The 18,145-nt window shown below is 32.6% G+C and carries 17 protein-coding genes and 1 other annotated feature; all 17 genes read right to left on the bottom strand.

Features of this window, described 5'->3' with window-relative positions; translation table 11 throughout:
- Positions 1–4: 4 nt before the first annotated feature.
- A complete protein-coding gene (gene ylxM / locus RR643_RS01500; protein ID WP_332469756.1) occupies positions 5–319 on the bottom strand; it encodes a YlxM family DNA-binding protein in 315 nt (104 codons plus the stop codon).
- The gene (gene ftsY, locus RR643_RS01495; protein WP_332482110.1) at positions 309–1,277 is read right to left on the bottom strand and encodes a signal recognition particle-docking protein FtsY; all 969 of its coding nucleotides are present in this window, start codon (positions 1,275–1,277) and stop codon (positions 309–311) included. Before ftsY ends, ylxM begins: the two co-directional genes overlap by 11 nt.
- Positions 1,274–4,216, bottom strand: a complete 2,943-nt coding sequence (locus RR643_RS01490; RefSeq protein WP_332469758.1) for an AAA family ATPase — start codon at positions 4,214–4,216, stop codon at positions 1,274–1,276. Before RR643_RS01490 ends, ftsY begins: the two co-directional genes overlap by 4 nt.
- A gap of 80 nt (positions 4,217–4,296) precedes the next feature.
- Complete coding sequence (locus RR643_RS01485) at positions 4,297–6,516, bottom strand: U32 family peptidase (RefSeq protein ID WP_332482109.1); 2,220 nt, start codon at positions 6,514–6,516, stop codon at positions 4,297–4,299.
- Entirely contained in the window at positions 6,513–6,980 is a 468-nt protein-coding gene (locus tag RR643_RS01480) for a DNA-deoxyinosine glycosylase (RefSeq protein ID WP_332482108.1), read from the bottom strand. Before RR643_RS01480 ends, RR643_RS01485 begins: the two co-directional genes overlap by 4 nt.
- Positions 6,977–8,350 carry an L-serine ammonia-lyase, iron-sulfur-dependent, subunit alpha gene (locus RR643_RS01475; protein ID WP_332482107.1) on the bottom strand — a complete coding sequence of 458 codons (1,374 nt, stop codon included), beginning with the start codon at positions 8,348–8,350 and terminating at the stop codon, positions 6,977–6,979. Before RR643_RS01475 ends, RR643_RS01480 begins: the two co-directional genes overlap by 4 nt.
- Positions 8,351–8,352: 2 nt before the next feature.
- On the bottom strand, positions 8,353–9,309 hold the full coding sequence (gene holA / locus RR643_RS01470; protein ID WP_332482106.1) for a DNA polymerase III subunit delta: 957 nt from the start codon (positions 9,307–9,309) through the stop codon (positions 8,353–8,355).
- A gap of 4 nt (positions 9,310–9,313) precedes the next feature.
- A complete protein-coding gene (locus RR643_RS01465; RefSeq protein WP_332482105.1) occupies positions 9,314–11,197 on the bottom strand; it encodes an MBL fold metallo-hydrolase in 1,884 nt (627 codons plus the stop codon).
- The gene (locus tag RR643_RS01460; RefSeq protein WP_332482104.1) at positions 11,194–11,652 is read right to left on the bottom strand and encodes a ComEA family DNA-binding protein; all 459 of its coding nucleotides are present in this window, start codon (positions 11,650–11,652) and stop codon (positions 11,194–11,196) included. Before RR643_RS01460 ends, RR643_RS01465 begins: the two co-directional genes overlap by 4 nt.
- 41 nt (positions 11,653–11,693) lie before the next feature.
- Positions 11,694–12,161, bottom strand: coding sequence for a transcription elongation factor GreA (gene greA / locus RR643_RS01455; protein ID WP_332469769.1), 468 nt, complete (start codon positions 12,159–12,161; stop codon positions 11,694–11,696).
- Between the two features lie 29 nt (positions 12,162–12,190).
- Positions 12,191–12,823 (bottom strand): uridine kinase, encoded by a 633-nt coding sequence (gene udk, locus RR643_RS01450; protein WP_332469770.1) that lies wholly within the window; start codon positions 12,821–12,823, stop codon positions 12,191–12,193.
- A 9-nt stretch (positions 12,824–12,832) separates the two neighbouring features.
- Complete coding sequence (mltG, locus tag RR643_RS01445; RefSeq protein WP_332482103.1) at positions 12,833–13,933, bottom strand: endolytic transglycosylase MltG; 1,101 nt, start codon at positions 13,931–13,933, stop codon at positions 12,833–12,835.
- Entirely contained in the window at positions 13,899–14,177 is a 279-nt protein-coding gene (locus RR643_RS01440) for a DUF1292 domain-containing protein (protein ID WP_332469766.1), read from the bottom strand. Before RR643_RS01440 ends, mltG begins: the two co-directional genes overlap by 35 nt.
- A gap of 38 nt (positions 14,178–14,215) precedes the next feature.
- Positions 14,216–14,635, bottom strand: a complete 420-nt coding sequence (gene ruvX / locus RR643_RS01435; protein WP_332469767.1) for a Holliday junction resolvase RuvX — start codon at positions 14,633–14,635, stop codon at positions 14,216–14,218.
- A 2-nt stretch (positions 14,636–14,637) separates the two neighbouring features.
- Positions 14,638–14,901, bottom strand: coding sequence for an IreB family regulatory phosphoprotein (locus RR643_RS01430; protein WP_078712415.1), 264 nt, complete (start codon positions 14,899–14,901; stop codon positions 14,638–14,640).
- 54 nt (positions 14,902–14,955) lie between these two features.
- Positions 14,956–17,580: an alanine--tRNA ligase gene (gene alaS, locus RR643_RS01425; protein WP_332482102.1), complete on the bottom strand. Its 2,625-nt coding sequence runs from the start codon at positions 17,578–17,580 to the stop codon at positions 14,956–14,958.
- A 47-nt stretch (positions 17,581–17,627) separates the two neighbouring features.
- Positions 17,628–17,820, bottom strand: a binding site (T-box leader).
- Between the two features lie 75 nt (positions 17,821–17,895).
- On the bottom strand, positions 17,896–18,145 hold a 250-nt coding region (locus RR643_RS01420), incomplete at its 5' end, for a hypothetical protein (RefSeq protein ID WP_332482101.1).

Raw genomic sequence — 18,145 nt, 5'->3', positions numbered from 1 at the left:
CCCATTATTCGCTTTCTATGCACATATCTACAATCTTGTTTATTTCATCATGATTGTATTCTTTAATTTTGTTATAGTATTCCATTCTCTTGGAAAAAGATTCATAGCAATGTAATTTTGATTCAAATTCTTCTAATAGAACTTCACTTCTTTTTAAACTGTCATGAACTCCAGCTCTACTGATTTCTTCAATCTCTGCAATCTCCGTAATAGAGTAATCTTCTCTAAAGTAATAATTGCAAATTTCTTGTTGCTTCTTTGTTAATAAGCTTTCATAGAAATCTAAGTAGTAATTCATCTGTTCTTTCTTATTGAACATGTTGTATACCTTCCGATATACTATACAAATATGAGTCAAGGTCAAAAGGTCTTAAGTCAGTTTCTTTTTCACCTAAACCGATAAAGTAAACAGGTATGTGAAGAATATTCTTTATTGCTAAGACAATACCCCCTTTTGCAGTACCATCCATTTTAGAAAGAATAATGCCAGATACATCTGTTGCTTCTTGGAAAATTTTTGCTTGAGATAAACCATTTTGTCCTGTTGTAGAATCAAGCACTAACCATACATGATGAGGTGCCCCTTCTATTTCTTTACCGACAACACGATGCATCTTCGCTAATTCATTCATAAGATTTTGTTTGTTTTGTAAACGTCCTGCAGTATCGCAAAGAAGGATATCAACTTTATTTTCTTTTGCCCAACGACAACCATCTACAAGTACGCTACTTGGATCACTTTGTTCTTTACCTTTGATACAAGTAACACCTAATTTATCTGCCCAACGAGCTAATTGATCAATTGCTCCAGCTCTAAATGTATCAGCCGCAACAACTCCAACTGTTTTGCCTTGGTTTTGAAAGTAGCGAATTAGTTTGGCACATGAAGTGGTCTTACCACTTCCATTTACACCCACTAAGAAGATAACATTAATTTCATTGGAATAAGATAATTCAGGACTTGGAGTTTCATTATATAAGTCTTGAAGTATTTCCATCAAGAAACTCATTGCATAACGAAACGTTACTGTACTGTATTGACTTCCTTTAGCTTTAAGACGTTCGCAAATTTCATCAGCAGTTTCAATTCCTACATCACTTTCAAGAAGGACAATGGTGAGTTCTTCGAGGAACTCATCATTGATACCTTTGTATTTATAGGCCATGTCATTTAATTTTTGGCCCATTGAATCTTTTGTTTTTTTAAATCCACTTAAATATACAGCTTGATCATCACGTTTTTTAAATTTTTCTTTTAAAGTATCTAAGAAACTCATGCTTTTACTTCTTCCTGTTTGTCTGCCATATCAATAGCATCTTTAAGTTCAACGCGTAACATTTGTGATACACCTTGTTTTTGCATTGTTACACCATATAGCACTTCACATTGTTGCATGGTACCAGGACGGTGAGTAACAACAATAAATTGTGTATCCTCTCTAAAGTTCTTTAAATAACGTGCGAATCTTTCAACATTACCTTGATCAAGTGCTGCTTCAACTTCATCAAAAATAACAAGTGGAACTGGTTTTACTTTCAAGATAGAGAAGAGAACACAAATTGCAATTAAGCTCTTTTCTCCCCCAGAGAATAAACGAATATTTTGAACGGATTTACCAGGAGGTTGAACATCGATATCAACTCCAGTATTTAATATATCGCTTGGATCTTCTAAAATTAATTTAGCTTTACCACCACCGAATAATGTTCTAAATGTATCATTCAATTCATTATTGATGGCATCAAACATTTCCTTGAATTGCTTGATCATAACATGATCCATTTCATCAATTGCAGATAGAATTTTATCACGGCTACTAATTAAGTCTTTGATTTGTTTATCAAGGAACTCATAACGTTCATTGACTTCCTCAAATTCTTGAGGAGCATTCATGTTAATATTTCCTAAACGTTCAATTTCGCTTCTAAGTTGTAATACTTCTTCCTTAGCATTTTCAATATGACTGTCACTGATCTTAGTTTGTGCAAATTCATACGTTAATTGATACTCAGTAGCTAAACGTTGTAAGTTGTTTTCGAGTTTAGTTTCTAAACGAGCTTGATCAATTTTAATTGCATTTTGTGAAGCACTTGCAGTTTCTAAGTCTTTTCTTATTTGACGAATTTGTTGTTCCTTACGATCAACATCTTGAGTCATCTTCATACGATATTCACGTTTGCTACGGATAGAGTTTGTGATTTCATCACGACTTGAATAAGCATCATTTAGTTTTAAGACAACTTCATCTGCGAAATTAGCATCACCATCTAGGTTATCACCATTTGGTCGAATAACATCATAGTCATTTTTAAGTTTTTCATATTTGGCACGTTTTGCATCTACGACTGGTTCAAGTTGTGCTGAACCAATACGCGATTCCATGAGACCACGTTCTAATTCTTCACGTTTTCTTTGTGTCTCTTGTAGATTCTTCTCAGCTAATGCACATGCTGCTATTTGGGAATCAATTGTTTGATTGATTTCTTCTGCTTCTTTTCTTACTGTTAATAAGGATGTACTATTCTTTGACTTACCACCTGTCATTGAACCACCCTTATGAATAACATCTCCATCGATAGTTACAATTTTGTAATTGTATTTCAATAAGGCAGCTAAGTTATTACCATTCTCTAATGTATCAGTTACTAAAACATTTTGTAAGAACGCTTGTTTAACAGGTGTAAAACGATCTTCACAGTTAACGAAATCACTTGCAACACCTAAGTAGCCCTTTGTATTTTCACATACAATTTGATTCTCTCTTGAGATAAAGCGCGGTTGAAGTACGGTTAGCGGTAAAAATGTTGCACGTCCACTTTGATTCTTCTTTAAGAAGTTAATAGCATTACGTGCAGCCTCTTCATTACTTGTTACAATGTTATACATGGTCCCACCTAAGGCAACAGAAATAGCTTCTTCATAACCTTCTGTAGGAATCATGATTTGAGCAATAACACCAAGTACACCTTGTAACGATGAAGCGTTGTCTACGATAGATTTAACTCCACCTTGACTGTTAAAAGGATCTCGAAGTAAATTATCCAAAACTTCTTTACGATTTTGTAGACGACGTAACATGCCATTTTCTTCATTGTTTTTTTGAGAGTATTCTGCATATTGCATAGCAACTTGAGAAAGTTGTTCACTTAATAATTCAATGTTAATTTGACAATGATCATAACGAGATTTACGGTCTTCATATTCAACACGTGCTTCTTCTAATAAACTTTGAAGTTGTTTTGCTTTTTCTTCACTAGTACCAACTTCAACAACATATTTTCTTTTCTCATCTAATTCAATTTTGCGTGTTTCAAGAATTTGAATTTCATTTACAATTTTCATTAAGTTTTCTTGAAGTTTATTAATTTCTTTTTCTAAGTCAATGACTTCTTTTTTAGCTTCAAGATTTTGTGTTTCATGAACTTGTATTGTAGTTTGAAACATAGTTGTTTGTGATTCGATATTGAATAATGTCTTTTTAGCATCTTCAATTTGTTGATTCATGGTATTTATATCTTCAACTAAAACAGCAATTTCTATTTCTTCTAGTCTTGATTTTTTTTCTTTGTATAATTCTGCTTTCTTCGCAGCACGTTTTAATGGTGAAACTTGTCTTTCTAATTCCATTAAAATATCTTGAGTACGTTCGATGTTATCTTTTGTTCTTTCAAGTTTTGCTAGAGATTCCATTTTTCTCTTTTTATATTTGCTTACACCAGCGGCTTCTTCAAATATAGCGCGACGATCTTGAGGCTTAGCTTCCGCAAAACTACTGATGTTACCTTGTGAAATCATCGAAAGTGAATCTTTACCTAAACCTGAATCTAAGATTAAATCAACAACATCCTTCAAGCGTACATTGTTGCGATTAATTAAGTATTCAGCGTCTTGACCATTACGATATAACCTACGTGTTACTTCAATTTCTTGTAAATCAGTATTTAATGCGTGTTTTGAATTATCGAATACGAGTGTTACTTCTGCAGCTCCAACCATTTTACGATCAGCACTACCTGCAAAAATGACATCTGTCATTGTTGTTCCACGAAGTGATTTAACGGATTGTTCTCCTAGTACCCAACGGATTGCATCAGTAATGTTACTTTTACCGCATCCATTTGGTCCAACTACCCCCGTAACTGAATGTTCAAAGTTAATTACTACTTTATCCGCAAAGGACTTAAATCCTTGCATTTCTACTCTTTTAAGAAACATGGGTGCCTCCTTGCTAGTTCATTAAAATATTATACCAAAATTAGTGGCTATTTTGAAGATTTAATATGATTTATCGTGATTTAAAGATGATTATTTTCGCAAGCTTCTTTGGTTTCAAATTCATTCTCGATAGTAAATCGTAAAACCATAGGATAGCGATTTGTATTACTTACCTGATAAGGCTCAGATTCAAGGATATGTTGGATACAATTTGTGTCACCAAATAAAGGATAGTGATTGTTTTTTATATCTACCAAACTATATGATTGAGTCTTACACAAAGCACAGTTTTTCTTACTTCCATCTTTACATAGGTTATTAACGACACAGGTCTTAGAAGTCATTAAATCACGTCTTCCATAAGCAAATATCGCTATTTGTGCTTTGAAACCTGTACGATGTTCAAATTCACTTGTGCATAATTGAATTTGTTCTATACTACACTCTTGTGATAGTTCAACACATTGAATACCTTGTTTATATAGAAATTCGAGTGCATAACTATTTGTCACGTTAAAATGATGAGTTGCATAAGGTTTATCATTCACAGATAAGCCCCCTATTTCAGAAATTACATGAGTTTTATCTTCGAGATATTGTCCTGATTCATTAATTACAGATGACAGAGGATAAAGATTTGGATATTTATCTAACAAAATTGGATTTGATGTACATTGAATAGAATTAGTATTTTGTATTTGTTCTTCCTTGTTGATTTCAATCCAGCCTTGATTGAAAGTTGAATTCAACATATAGTTTTTCATGATATAAGGAATCGTAATTCTTTGTTTGTCATTTTCTCTTATTGAATTTAGTTGTTCAATTGCTACTCTTCGCAATTCATTGATTTGTTTTAAAGGCATGAAAAATGGTTCAATATTACCTTGAATTGAAGCACATTGATAAGCAGTATCATTTAATTTCAATAATTGCTCAAATAAACGTTCTTTTTCAATGGGTGCTTTAATTGGTTTTTGTGCAATCATTTCGGATTTTGCTTCAATTGTATGGGTACCATCGGATAACACTAAAACCATGGGAAAATCTACTTTAGCTTCAACACGAATCGTTATGTCAACTTTGCGCACACAGTCAAATGTTTCAAGTTTTCCAATTAGTTTTGAATCAGTTGTCTTAAGTACGATACTTCCAACTTCCACAAATCGTTTGTCTTTAAATGTTACAAGTTCACCTTTTGATGCGTGATTCACCAAACGGTCATTCACATAAATCATATTCGCAATATATCCAAGATCCTCTTTTTCATCTAAGATGCGTAATCCATCTTGTTGATTCAATTCATCTTCTAGTTTTACAGTAAAGCCATCACGATTAGCCATTACAACCTTACCCAAGGGTAATCCTACGTGATTTGGACGATTCATATTTAATAGTGATTTACCATTTGTATGAAATAAATGACCAAGTGTAAATCCACGGTTAAACATTAACTTTAATTCATCAAGACGCTCTTTTGTTACTTGATATTTTTTACCTTCATAATAAGCATCAATCGCTTCTCTAAATGTCTTGGTAACAAGATAGACATATTCTGGTCGTTTCATTCTACCTTCTATCTTGAGACTTGTAACACCAGCCTCAATTAATTGATCTAAATGGTCGAGTGCATTTAAATCTTTTGGACTTAAAAGATATTTGTCTACTGAAGAAATAGTTTCTCGATGATCTTCATTGTATAAATTATATTGCATACGACAATATTGAGCACATGCACCACGATTACCAGAACGATTTTGTAACAAACTACTCATTAAGCATTGACCAGAATAACTAACACATAAAGCTCCATAGGAGAAGACTTCAATCTCAATACCTAGACGGCAACAATCTTGAATAACTTCAATTGGTGTTTCGCGAGCTAATACAACGCGACTTGCACCTAAATCTTTCATAATTTGAACGCCAGGTGCATTATGGATATGCATTTGTGTTGAACAATGCAATTCAAAATCAGGATAAGTAAAACGAACACAATCAAACAATCCCAAGTCTTGAATGATTAGCGCATCAACACCTATTTGGTAATAGAACGCAACTTCTTTCATGGCATCTTTTATCTCATCTTCGTACAATAGTGTATTCATGGTTACATAAAGTTTTACATCCCAAAGATGACATAAATGGATGGCTTCTATCATTTCATCATGATTAAAATTACCCGCAAAAGCACGAGCACCAAATTGACTTCCACCACAATAAATTGCATCTGCTCCACCCATAATGGCTGCACGTAGTGCTTCCAATGTGCCCGCAGGTGCTAAACATTCAATTTTTTTCATTTTATTTCCTTTACTATTTTATAGTGCTCTACTAAGTCATCTAGTTTAAATTTAGCATTTGCACTACTTGTGCTTGGACAAGAGATAACTTGTATTTTTAGATGTTGAAAGTATTCATAGAATAAACTTTCAGCTTTTTTACCATTTAATATAATTAATTGAATGGGATATGTATGAACTAAATTTTCAATATCATTAACAATCACATCTTGTATAGTTGCATCATTGCTATTCTCAATAGAACAAGACTGAATAACATCCCATAGTGCAAGATGATGTTTTAGAATAAATACTTCACGTTCAATTACCGGCTCAGAATAAACAGCTTCCATAACTTTCCAAAAACGATTCTGAGGATTAGCATAATAAAACATTTCTTTTCGTGATAAAACTGATGGAAATGATCCAAGTATTAAAACTTTACTCTTTTTATCAATGATGGGTTTTAGAGGATGAGTTATCATAGTTTGAATTTAATTGGACTTGTGGGTTCATCATTTTCGTCTAATACAATATCATCAAAAACAAGTGTATCTTCAAGTTCAATATCATCTTCAGTCAAAGGGAAAACAATTTTTGTTTTCTCTTCATAACAATCCTTAGGTTCTAATAATGTTTTAGGTTCATCTTTAGATTTAAATTCACTAGCCAAACCGCCTAAAGATGTTTCTTTAAGTTCAATCGCAATTTTTTGTCCTGTGTAGTTCATTGTATTCACAATCATATCAAAAGTAACTTTATTGGGTTTAATTTTATACATGTATTTTGATAGCGTACACGCATCTAACGAACGCAATACAGCTACTGCATTTCTTTCGATACATGGAATAATAACGTAACCTTCAACAGGATCACATGTTAATCCTAAATTATGTTCTATACCAATTTCCGCAGCATATTCAATTTGTTTGATATTCAAATCATTTAGGTAAGCGGCCGCAGCACTAGCCATTGCACAAGCTGTTCCTACCTCTGCTTGACACCCTCCAATAGCGCCAGAGATTGTCGCGTTAGTTTTAATTAAATTCCCAAAAACTCCTGCAACAGCTAAAGCCCGTACAAGTTTATTTCTAGAAATACCAATATCGTTGTAGTAATAATACATCAGCGATGCAAGAACACCACAAGCACCAAGCGTTGGTGCAGTTACCACTTCGCCTAAAGATGCATTTTCTTCACAAGCTCCATAGGCATATGACATCAATAACAGTTTTGTTTGCTCAGCATCATCTTGGGTTGTTTGTGCTTGGATATATAATGATTTTGCACATTTTTCAACATTCAATCGTCCTGGTAAAACCCCAGTTGCACGAATACCTCGTTGTACTGAATTTAACATTGCAGTTAAAACTGAATTTAAATATGTTTGAATTTCATCATCTTCATTATTGAAAACATAATCAACTAAACTTATTTTTTGTTCACTACATATTTGTTTAATCTCATCTAGAGATTGTTCTTTGTATAGTTCAGTATTATAAGGAAGTTTCTTTTCTTTAACTTCAATACTTCCTCCTCCTAAAGAGAAGACTGTCCATAGTGCGATACATACATTTTCTTCATTGTATCCACGAAGATAGAAACCATTGGAATGTCTTTCTTCCCAGGTTGAATTGAAATGTATTTCAACTATGGATGGTGATAAGGTATCTTCGATAATTTTATCTGTAAAGTGGCCCTTTCCAGTTAATGAAAGAGAGCCAAATAAATCAACTTCATAACGAGGTAAATGACCGTATTCTTCTAAAAATAAGAGACATGCTCGTTTAGGTGCTAGGGTATGACTACTACTAGGACCAGGACCAACTTTATATAATTCACGTAATGATTGCATACTTACCTCGCTGTTCTAATTAAAAATAATTCAAATCCTACTTTTTTATCCAATAATCCCATCTTAAAAGACTGATCTAACTCAGCTAATGCATTTAAGATATCTAGACAACGGTCTTTTGAAAGACCTCTTAATGATTCAATTGCTTTTGTAACACGATATGGGTGAACTTTTAATTCTTTGACTATATCTTTTTCACTTTGCCCCATATCAAGATAAGTTTTAACTTGATATAGAAGTCTAAATTGACTCGCAAGTAAAGCGACTAAATAAATCGGATCTTTATTCAACACAAATAAATCATTCCATAAGTGCAATGCACCTTTGATATTTCTACTCACTACATCATTGACTAAGTGAAAAACATCTTCATCTAAGGGACGACTTATTAAATGCATAACATCATTTTTATTCATTGGTTTTCCATAAAGAATCATCTTTTCAAGTTCTGAATGAAAATTTTCCAAATCACTGGGTAAACGACTCAATAATTCTTCTTTTCCATCCGATGTTAATTCAATATGATTTTCCTTAATATTCTTGAGTACATAGGTTTTAAAATCCTGCGGTGATAAACGATCAAATTGGTAACAACGAGCATTACTTTGAATTAATTTCACAATTTTCTTTCTCTTATCTACAGTAACATCGCCATAGAAAATTAAGTCAGCATCATATGCTGCATTCTTCAAATACTTTTCTAGACTCGCAATTTCATTATCAGACAAACTTTTTTGTGCTGATAAAAAAGTTGGGTTATTTACAATAACTGTTTTCTTTTCGTTGAAGAATGGTGGTGTATTACAATCTTCCAATACGGTATGAATTGAAAAGTCAGAGGATTGTCCATCATAAAAAATAGTATCCATGGAGTTACTATCATTTCCATTCTGAGCTATGATTTTTTTGAGTTCTTTTCTTAATAGGAATGACTCTGAACCTAGAATTAGATAATTCATCTTATCACCACCTAGTTATTATACCAATTTTTCCCTTGCTCGTGAGTATGAAATTAAGAAATCTTGTAAAAAGTATACTGATATCCCCTTCTTCACTTGTATTTAGCCATAAGATATTGAATTTATTCAACAAATCAAGGGTTTCCTGATGTGGATGATTAAAACGATTGTTTAAACCGGTAGATAAAATCGCGACTTTCGGTCTTACTTTAGTTATTAAACTCCTAGATGTGCTTGTATTTGAACCATGATGACCAATTTTAATGAAATCAACTTGAAAATCATACTGATTACGAAATAAATCATATTCCACAATTTTTGATGCATCTCCCATCATTAAAAAGGATACTTGATTCATGTTGATATGGAGAACTAAAGAATTATCATTTTCATCATTGTATTTCTGGTTATTTAAACTTTCTATTTGTATTTGTGAAGTCTGGTAAGATTCATTTGTATCAATTACTTTCTTTACATTGAAATCTTGTTTTAATGATTCAAGATTACCTGCATGGTCTTCATCATAGTGACTAATAAATATAACATCAAGATCACGAATTCCACGTGCTTTCAATGATGATTCCAATAAGTCATAATTTTTATTAGAACCAGTGTCAATGAGTATGTTTCGTTGATTAAAAGGCTCACGAAGTAATATACAATCACCTTGTCCGATTTGAATAAAAGTTAATTCTGAAAATGGATGAAATAATCCAAATTGAATAAAAAATAGATAAAGTAAAAACGATAACTGCAATCGATGTTTTTTAATACATAACACAATCAAAAGATAGAGAATTAACCCTAATCCAGCAGGATTACCTATCAATGGAAATTGATGCAATAAATTCAATACATTAGATAGAAATCCAAACCCGATTCCATTTATGTTTGTAAATATAAGACAAAGTATAGCGTAAAATACCATCAATCCTTGAATAAGAACCACAACAGGATAAAATAATACCAATCCAATATGGATGGAAGAAAAGAAATAAGATTGCATGACACAAATAAAAAAATATCGTGTGAATTGTTTTGGACAATGTGTTACTTGGATAAGCCGAAACCCAAAAGGAATAACAAAAGACAAGGAAGTAATCATGTGAGGATAGAACATAAAGCATAGAATTCCAAAAATACCAGTTCTAGCTTTACTATCAATGGGAATAAAGCGACAACAAAAAGATATTAAAATACGAATCATTGTAAAACTAAACCCAGTCACAAGACAATTCAAAATGATAAGAAAACCTTCAACCCAATTCATTTTATCTTCATATAAAAAGTATTTCAAAATTTTTCTTAAGATAAAAAGAAATCCCACAAATGGAAATCCAATTGAATTTAATACACTAATTATATCTTCTTGATAATTTGATACGTTGAAAAAAGTCTTGTATAAATATTCTTTGGATGGTCTCTGGTCAATCCACTTTTGAAATAAAGAACGAACAGTAGACCCTTCTTTTATTATTTGACAATCTGTTGCGTAAACTGAAGATGAAATACCATTTTGCTTTGCCCATGATTCAAAAGAAAAACCAAAAGAAGATGGTGCACTTTCGATGGGTTTATTTGTTCCTTTTACAACAAGATAACTATCATAATCGCGTAATGAACAATTACTGACTAATGTTCTGTGATCCTCTTTTTCAATAATAAGACTATTGGAAGTTAACTGAGTGACTTTGCCCTCTAGTATAGGTTGATATGGTATTTGCGTATAGAATACGATACCAAATAACAAAACAAGCACAATAAAGACTGAATAATCTCGGTATTTAATAAACCACATAAGCAATAGGAAAAGAATAATTAATGGTTGTGTTTCATAGATTAAGCAAAAAAAGAAACATGTTAAAAATAAGGGTAAGATGCGATTCATAAACTTAACTGATCCTTGATTTGATTGAATCTTGCTTGCTTAATTCCAGGTACATTCATCAAATCTTCTAATGTTTGAAATAAGCCATGGTCGATTCGATATCGAACTATCTTCTTAGCTGTACTTACACCAATTCCTTTTAACATACATAATTCATCAACGGTAGCGAAGTTTATAGACACTTTAATAACTTGTTTCTGTTTAGGAATAATTAACACATCGCCATCTGCAAGAATAGTAGATTCATTTATTGAAGATGTATCAGCATCATTTGATAACGTAACATACTTAAACGCTTCCAATACTGTGGAATAAGGTTCTAAACATAAATCCGTTTCCTCATCTACTTCCCCTTTTATATAAACACGAATACAACTGGTTTTAGATATAGACACGGGTTGTAATTGAGGACAAAGAATAAAAAATAGAAATAAAAAAATAAGCAGTATCTTCATAGAATCACCTACTTATTTTTATTTAATACATTATGTCTTTCCTATTTTACAGAAAGAATTTTTACTTGGTATGGTTCGTCAACTTCAACATCAACAACAGCCCCAACTTTTTTATCAAGAAGTGCTACTGCTAATGGAGTTACATTTGAAAGTTTCCCATTAAGTGGATCTGATTCAACAGAACCAACAATAATGAAAGTTTCTTTTTCATTTGTATCTAAGTCTTGAATTTCAATTGTAGAACCAAGCTTAACAATTTGTGAACGTCCTTTTTTCTCTTGGATCAATTCAACATTGTTTAACATAACTTCTAAGTCACGAATACGTGCTTCTACTTGTGCTTGACGGTCTCTTGCAGCATCATAATCTGCATTTTCCGATAAGTCACCTTGAGCACGAGCAGCTTTTAAGTCTTCAATAACTTCATTCTTTACTACGTGTACTAAATTTTCATATTCCTTTTTTAATTCATCTAACCCTTCTTGGGTTACATAAATTTTTTCTTCCATTACCATAAAATCACTCCTAACGTACCGTATTATAGCATATTACGTGTAATAATACTACTTATTTTTGTTGTCAACAAATCGATGGCAACACTGTTTTTCCCACCTTCTGGGATGATTATATCTGCATATCGCTTACTTGGTTCAATGAATAAACTATGCATATCTCGCACAGTATTCATATATTGGTTAATCACTGAATCTAAAGTTCTACCACGGTCTTCTACATCACGTTTTAAACGTCTAATGAAACGAATATCAGCATCTGTATCAACAAATATCTTAATATCTAAAAAATCACGGAGATCTTCATTTTCAAGGACAAACAATCCCTCAAGAATTAAAACATCACAAGGTTTAACGATTTCAGTTTCATTACTTCTTGTATGATTAACGAAATCATATGTGGGTTTTTCAATGGGTTTACCCATCAACAAATCACCAATCTGTGTTAACAGGTAATCCGTATCAAATGCGAATGGATGATCATAATTAGTTTTTACACGTTCTTCCATGGGTAAATGAGTTTGATCTTTATAGTAATCATCTTGTCTAATGATTGTTACTGAATTTGTATCTCTAAATGCTTCCATTACTTTACGAGCAACTGATGTTTTACCGGAAGCACTACCACCTGCAATACCTATAACTATGGGTCTCATTATTCAATCCTCCTATTTCTTCAAGTATTTGTTTACATTCTTTTGATGTTCAGCGTATGTTTCAGCATAGTATACTGTACCATCACCATAAACATCAGCCATGAAGTAATAATATTTAGAAGATGTTGGATTCAATACAGCTTCAATTGCTGCTTCACCAGGATTTAAAATTGGTCCTGGAGGAAGTCCTGTGTATTTATATGTATTATAGGGAGAATCAAAACTTGGATTTACTTCACATTTCATCCAATCATCTCCTTTATCAATATCAATTGCATAGCAAACTGTAACACTACTTTGAAGCATCATACCTGTATCCAAACGATTATAGAAGACACCTGCAATGAGTTTCATATCTTCAGCTTTACTTGCTTCATATTGAACAATTGATGCTAAGGTAAAAAGTTCATGAATACTCATACCTCTTTCACTAGAAACACGTTCAAAATCAGCTTTGTATTTATCATAAATTTTTAAAGTTTGATCAAGCATTTTTTCTGTTACATCTTGAGCAGTAGTTTCTTGAAAGAAATCATATGTATTTGGAAACAAATAACCTTCAAGATAAACACGACTATTATCATTAAATATATCCTCAGTTAAGAATGGATATTTACCCATTAGGGAACGAATATAATCAGCATTGTTCCATAATGCAAATAACTCATCTTCGGATACATTGGTAGTAGATGCAACTTTTGAAGCAATATGTTTTGCCCAATCACCTTCAATGATTGTAATGCGTGTATCATTTACATTTGCAGATTTAGAATCATTTAAGTATTCTAAAATTTGTTTTACACTCCAACTTTTATCTAAAGTGTATTCTCCTTTTTTTACACTGGTAAGATCACTAAATTTCGCAAAAAGTAATGCTGTGAAATCATTTTTAATAAGACCTTCATCTTTTAAGTTTTTTAGTACAGTCTTCATTGATTGACCACTTTCAATTATGAAAGAGGATTGCATAGAATCCTTCGATACTGGTTTTAAAGAATCAGTGTAGAAGAAATAAGAAGATCCTCCAACTAATACAAAAAACAATAAAACAACAATCAACAGATTTTTTATATTTAGTTTACGCTTTTTCTTCTTCGCTATTTTCTTCGTCATCTTCGATTTCCTCCACAAAAGCACCGAATACTTCTTCAATCATTGACCATTCATCAGGGTCATTAACTGGAATCATTTCGCCCTCTGGTGTATAGGAACAAGCGAATACTTCACCTTCAGGATCTTGAGGATCTGTGAATAAAACATAGCTCTTCCCTTTAGAATCATCATCAAAAGTGAAAAGTATTTCCATTTCTTTTTGTGATCCATCTTCTTCAGTAATAATAATTTTATTTGTTTCCATGATTTTCTCCTTTTCAAAATAAAGGGCGTCTTAACGCCCTAATGAGTTCTATCAAGATACCCTTGTAATACATGGACAGCTGCCATTTGATCAATGACTTTCTTCCTTTTTTTTCTTGATACATCAGCTGAAATCAAGAATTTCTCTGCAGCTACTGTAGATAGCCTTTCATCGATAAGGATAACTGGACATGTAACTTTTTCTTCTAGCATTTCTTTGAAATCAATGCTAATTTGTCCTCTTATTCCAATATCATTATTCATGTGTTTTGGTAATCCCAAAATAATTTCATCTGGTGCAAACTCTTTAACGCATTCTAGTACTAGATCACAAGCTTGATCATAGTCATTCTCTGGAAAGCGAATTGTTTTGACTGCTCTAGCAACGATTCCCAAAGGATCACTGACAGCTATACCACATGTAACACTACCTAAATCTAAACCTAGAACACGTTTCATAGTTATTTATTTTCCTCTAGATAATATCGAACTAATTCTTCAATAAGTTCATGACGTTCAACGGATTGAATAATACTTCTTGCATTTCTGTGACTTGAAATGTAAGCGGGGTCATTTGAAATCAAATAACCAGCAAGTTGGTTGACCGAGTTATAACCTCTTTCCTCCAAAGCTTCTTTGGTTAAGCGAAGAACTTGTTTGATGTTGTTGCGACGAATTTCATCAGACTTAAAATTCATTGTTTCAGTTAAATCTTTATTTGTCATAGGTCTTACCCCCTTTATATTATTTTAGCTTAAAACCACTTAAAATAAAAGCGTTTAAGCGAGTTTTGCTTCGATTGTGATAAAGATTTCATCGATTTTTGTGCAATCTTTACCTCCGGATTGAGCTAGGTCTGGTCTACCTCCACCATTACCGCCGCTCATTGATGCAGCAAGTTTAGCAATATCCCCTGCTTTAAGTCCTTTTTCAATAGCTGCCTTACTTGCGGCTACAACATAAGTTACTTTATCATCACTTACATTTGATATGAATACAAAGGAATCCTCACATTTATTTCTTAATACTTCAGCATAAGATTTTAATGAATTACTATCTGCATTTTCTTTCTTAATCATAATTAGATTAATACCACCAACTTGTTTTGCTTGTTTGATTGTTTCATCAGCTTCAAGCATCATCATTTTTTCGTTTTGTCTTTGCAATTCTTTTTTAAGTTGAGCATTCTCATCCATCATTAAGTTCACTTTTTCTTCGAGTAAATTAATTGAATTTAATTTCATTGATGTAGCAATTGATTTCATTGTATTTTCTCTAGCAATTAAATCATAGTATGCAGCCATCTTCGTTTTTGATGTGATACGACGAATACCAGAACCAATACTTTCTTCAGATTCAATTTTGAATACACCGATTTCTTGTGTGTTACTTACATGTGTTCCACCACAGAATTCTTTGGATACATCCCCCATAGAGACAACACGTACTGTATCGCCATATTTTTCATCAAATAAAGCAATTGCTCCTGAATTCTTAGCTTCATCAATAGTGAGTACTTCTGTCACTACTTGATTATCATGCATAATCATAGCGTTTACTTCTTGTTCGATTTGACGTAATTGTTCATCACTTAATTTTTCAAAATGTGTAAAATCAAAACGAGCATAATCTTCACATACATAAGAACCAGCTTGTGCAATATGTGTTCCAACAACTTTTCTTAATGCACTTTGTAATAAATGAAGTGATGAGTGGTTTGCTTTGATATTCAAACGACGTTCTACATCGATTAAGCCATCAACAACATCTCCTTCATGAATTGTTCCTTTGATATCTTGTAAGTGATGTAAGTGTTGTTTGTGTGGAGCTTTTTTAACATCGGTAACAAATGCTGTAAACGAATCATTACATAGTGTCCCCGTATCTGCAATTTGTCCTCCACTTTCAGCGTAGAAGCACGTTTGATCTAGAATGATATCTCCTTCACCTGTTAATTCATTTACTTGTATACCATCCTTAAAACAACCAATAACCTTACTATGACAAGTTGTATCAGTATAACCCGTGAAACTAGATTCAACTTCAAAATTCATAAGATCAATGGATTGACTCGACATAGATTGTTCAGAATCCCTAGCATTACGAGCTCTTTCTTTTTGAAGTTCCATTTGTTTAGTGAAACCTTCAATATCAACTGTATATCCTTTTTCCTCAGCAATTTCTTTTGTAAGTTCTTTAGGGAAACCATATGTATCATACAATTTGAACATAACTTCTCCATCAAGTACTTTTGTATTTGAAGCATTATTCAAAGCTTCCATAAGAAGTTTTTCACCATTTGTTAATGTCGCATGAAATGTATCTTCTTCAGTTTTAACTAAACGTGATACCAAATCTACTTTTTCTTGTAAATACGGATAAAAATCCTTCATCATATCTGCTACTACTGGTACTAATTGATACATGAATGCACCTTGAATACCAAGTTTAATACCAAAACGTACAGCACGACGCAGAACGCGACGTAATACATACCCTCTACCCTCATTGGAGAACACAGCACCATCACTAATTGCAAAGGTAACAGTACGAATATGGTCAGCGATTACTCGGTAAGCCATCTTATATTCACCTTCATATGGGAATTTTGAAATCTTACTTGTTGCATCAATAATAGGCATGAATAAATCAGTATCAAAGTTTGTTTCACCTTCTTGAATAAGTGCAACTAAACGTTCTAAGCCCATTCCTGTATCAATGTTCTTTTGTGGTAATTCTTTATAGTCTTTGCGATCAACGCCTTCTTTAGCATCATATTGAGAGAACACAACATTCCATACTTCAATATAGCGATCATTTTCCATCTCTTCAAAAAAGAGCTTTTCTCCTAACCCTTCAGGATCAAATTTAGATCCACGGTCATAAAATATTTCACTATCTGGTCCACTAGGGCCTTCACCAATCTCCCAAAAGTTATCAGCTGTTCTTAAAATGTGACTAGGATCAACTTTACAAATATTAACCCATGTATTGTATGCTACTTCATCATCTGGATAAACAGTTACATACATTTTTTCCTTATCAAATCCAATCCACTCAGGGGATGTTAGAAATTCCCATGCAAATTGAATTGCTTCTTCTTTGAAGTAATCTCCGATTGAAAAATTCCCAAGCATTTCAAAGAATGTATGGTGACGTGCTGTTTTCCCTACATTTTCAATATCATTGGTACGAATACTTTTTTGTGCATTGGTAATACGATTGCACTTTGGCTTTTCACTACCATCAAAGTATTTCTTTAACGCTGCAACACCTGCATTTATCCATAATAAAGTTGGATCATTATGCGGCACTAAACTTGCACCTGGTTCAATAACGTGTCCCTTACTTGCAAAATAGTCTAAAAACATTTGTCTTACTTGATTACCTGTTAATTGTTTCATTGTTATTTCCTCCTTAATAAACAAATAAAAAACGTTCCTGCAATAATTACAGGAACGAAAAATTTCGCGGTACCATCCTGATTCATACCATTGGTATGCACCTTGATTATCTTAACGCAGATTCACGTTGGTTATTAACCACTCTCCAAAGTAGCTTCAATTAAGTTCAATGAAGACTTGCACCAAATGTCTTCTCTCTTTAAAATCCCTTAATTTACTTATCTTTATCATCGATTTCTTACATTATTCTACCATAACTATTGACTTTTGCAAGAAGGATTTATAGTAGATAATAAGAAAGCAACCGGTTATGATTCAATTCATGAATAGTCTAAATAGATTGATAACAAGTAATATTGTACAGACTGAACCCAATATGAAGTATCCCGTTTTTTTGACTTTTTGGTATCTATCTTCATTATCATTTCGTAGTATATTGTATTGTTTAAATGAAATAATTATGAGTAGAATTTGAATTATTATTTCAACCCAAAGAAGATGATAAATCCAATCGAAAACAATGAGGAGAAACGTTATTACTTTTAAAATTTCATTGAATACCATA

Origin of the sequence: Anaerorhabdus sp. (genome assembly GCF_036637135.1) — a bacterium.
Lineage (GTDB): Bacteria > Bacillota_I > Bacilli_A > Erysipelotrichales > Erysipelotrichaceae > Anaerorhabdus.
This window is presented reverse-complemented; position numbering and strand designations above follow the sequence as displayed.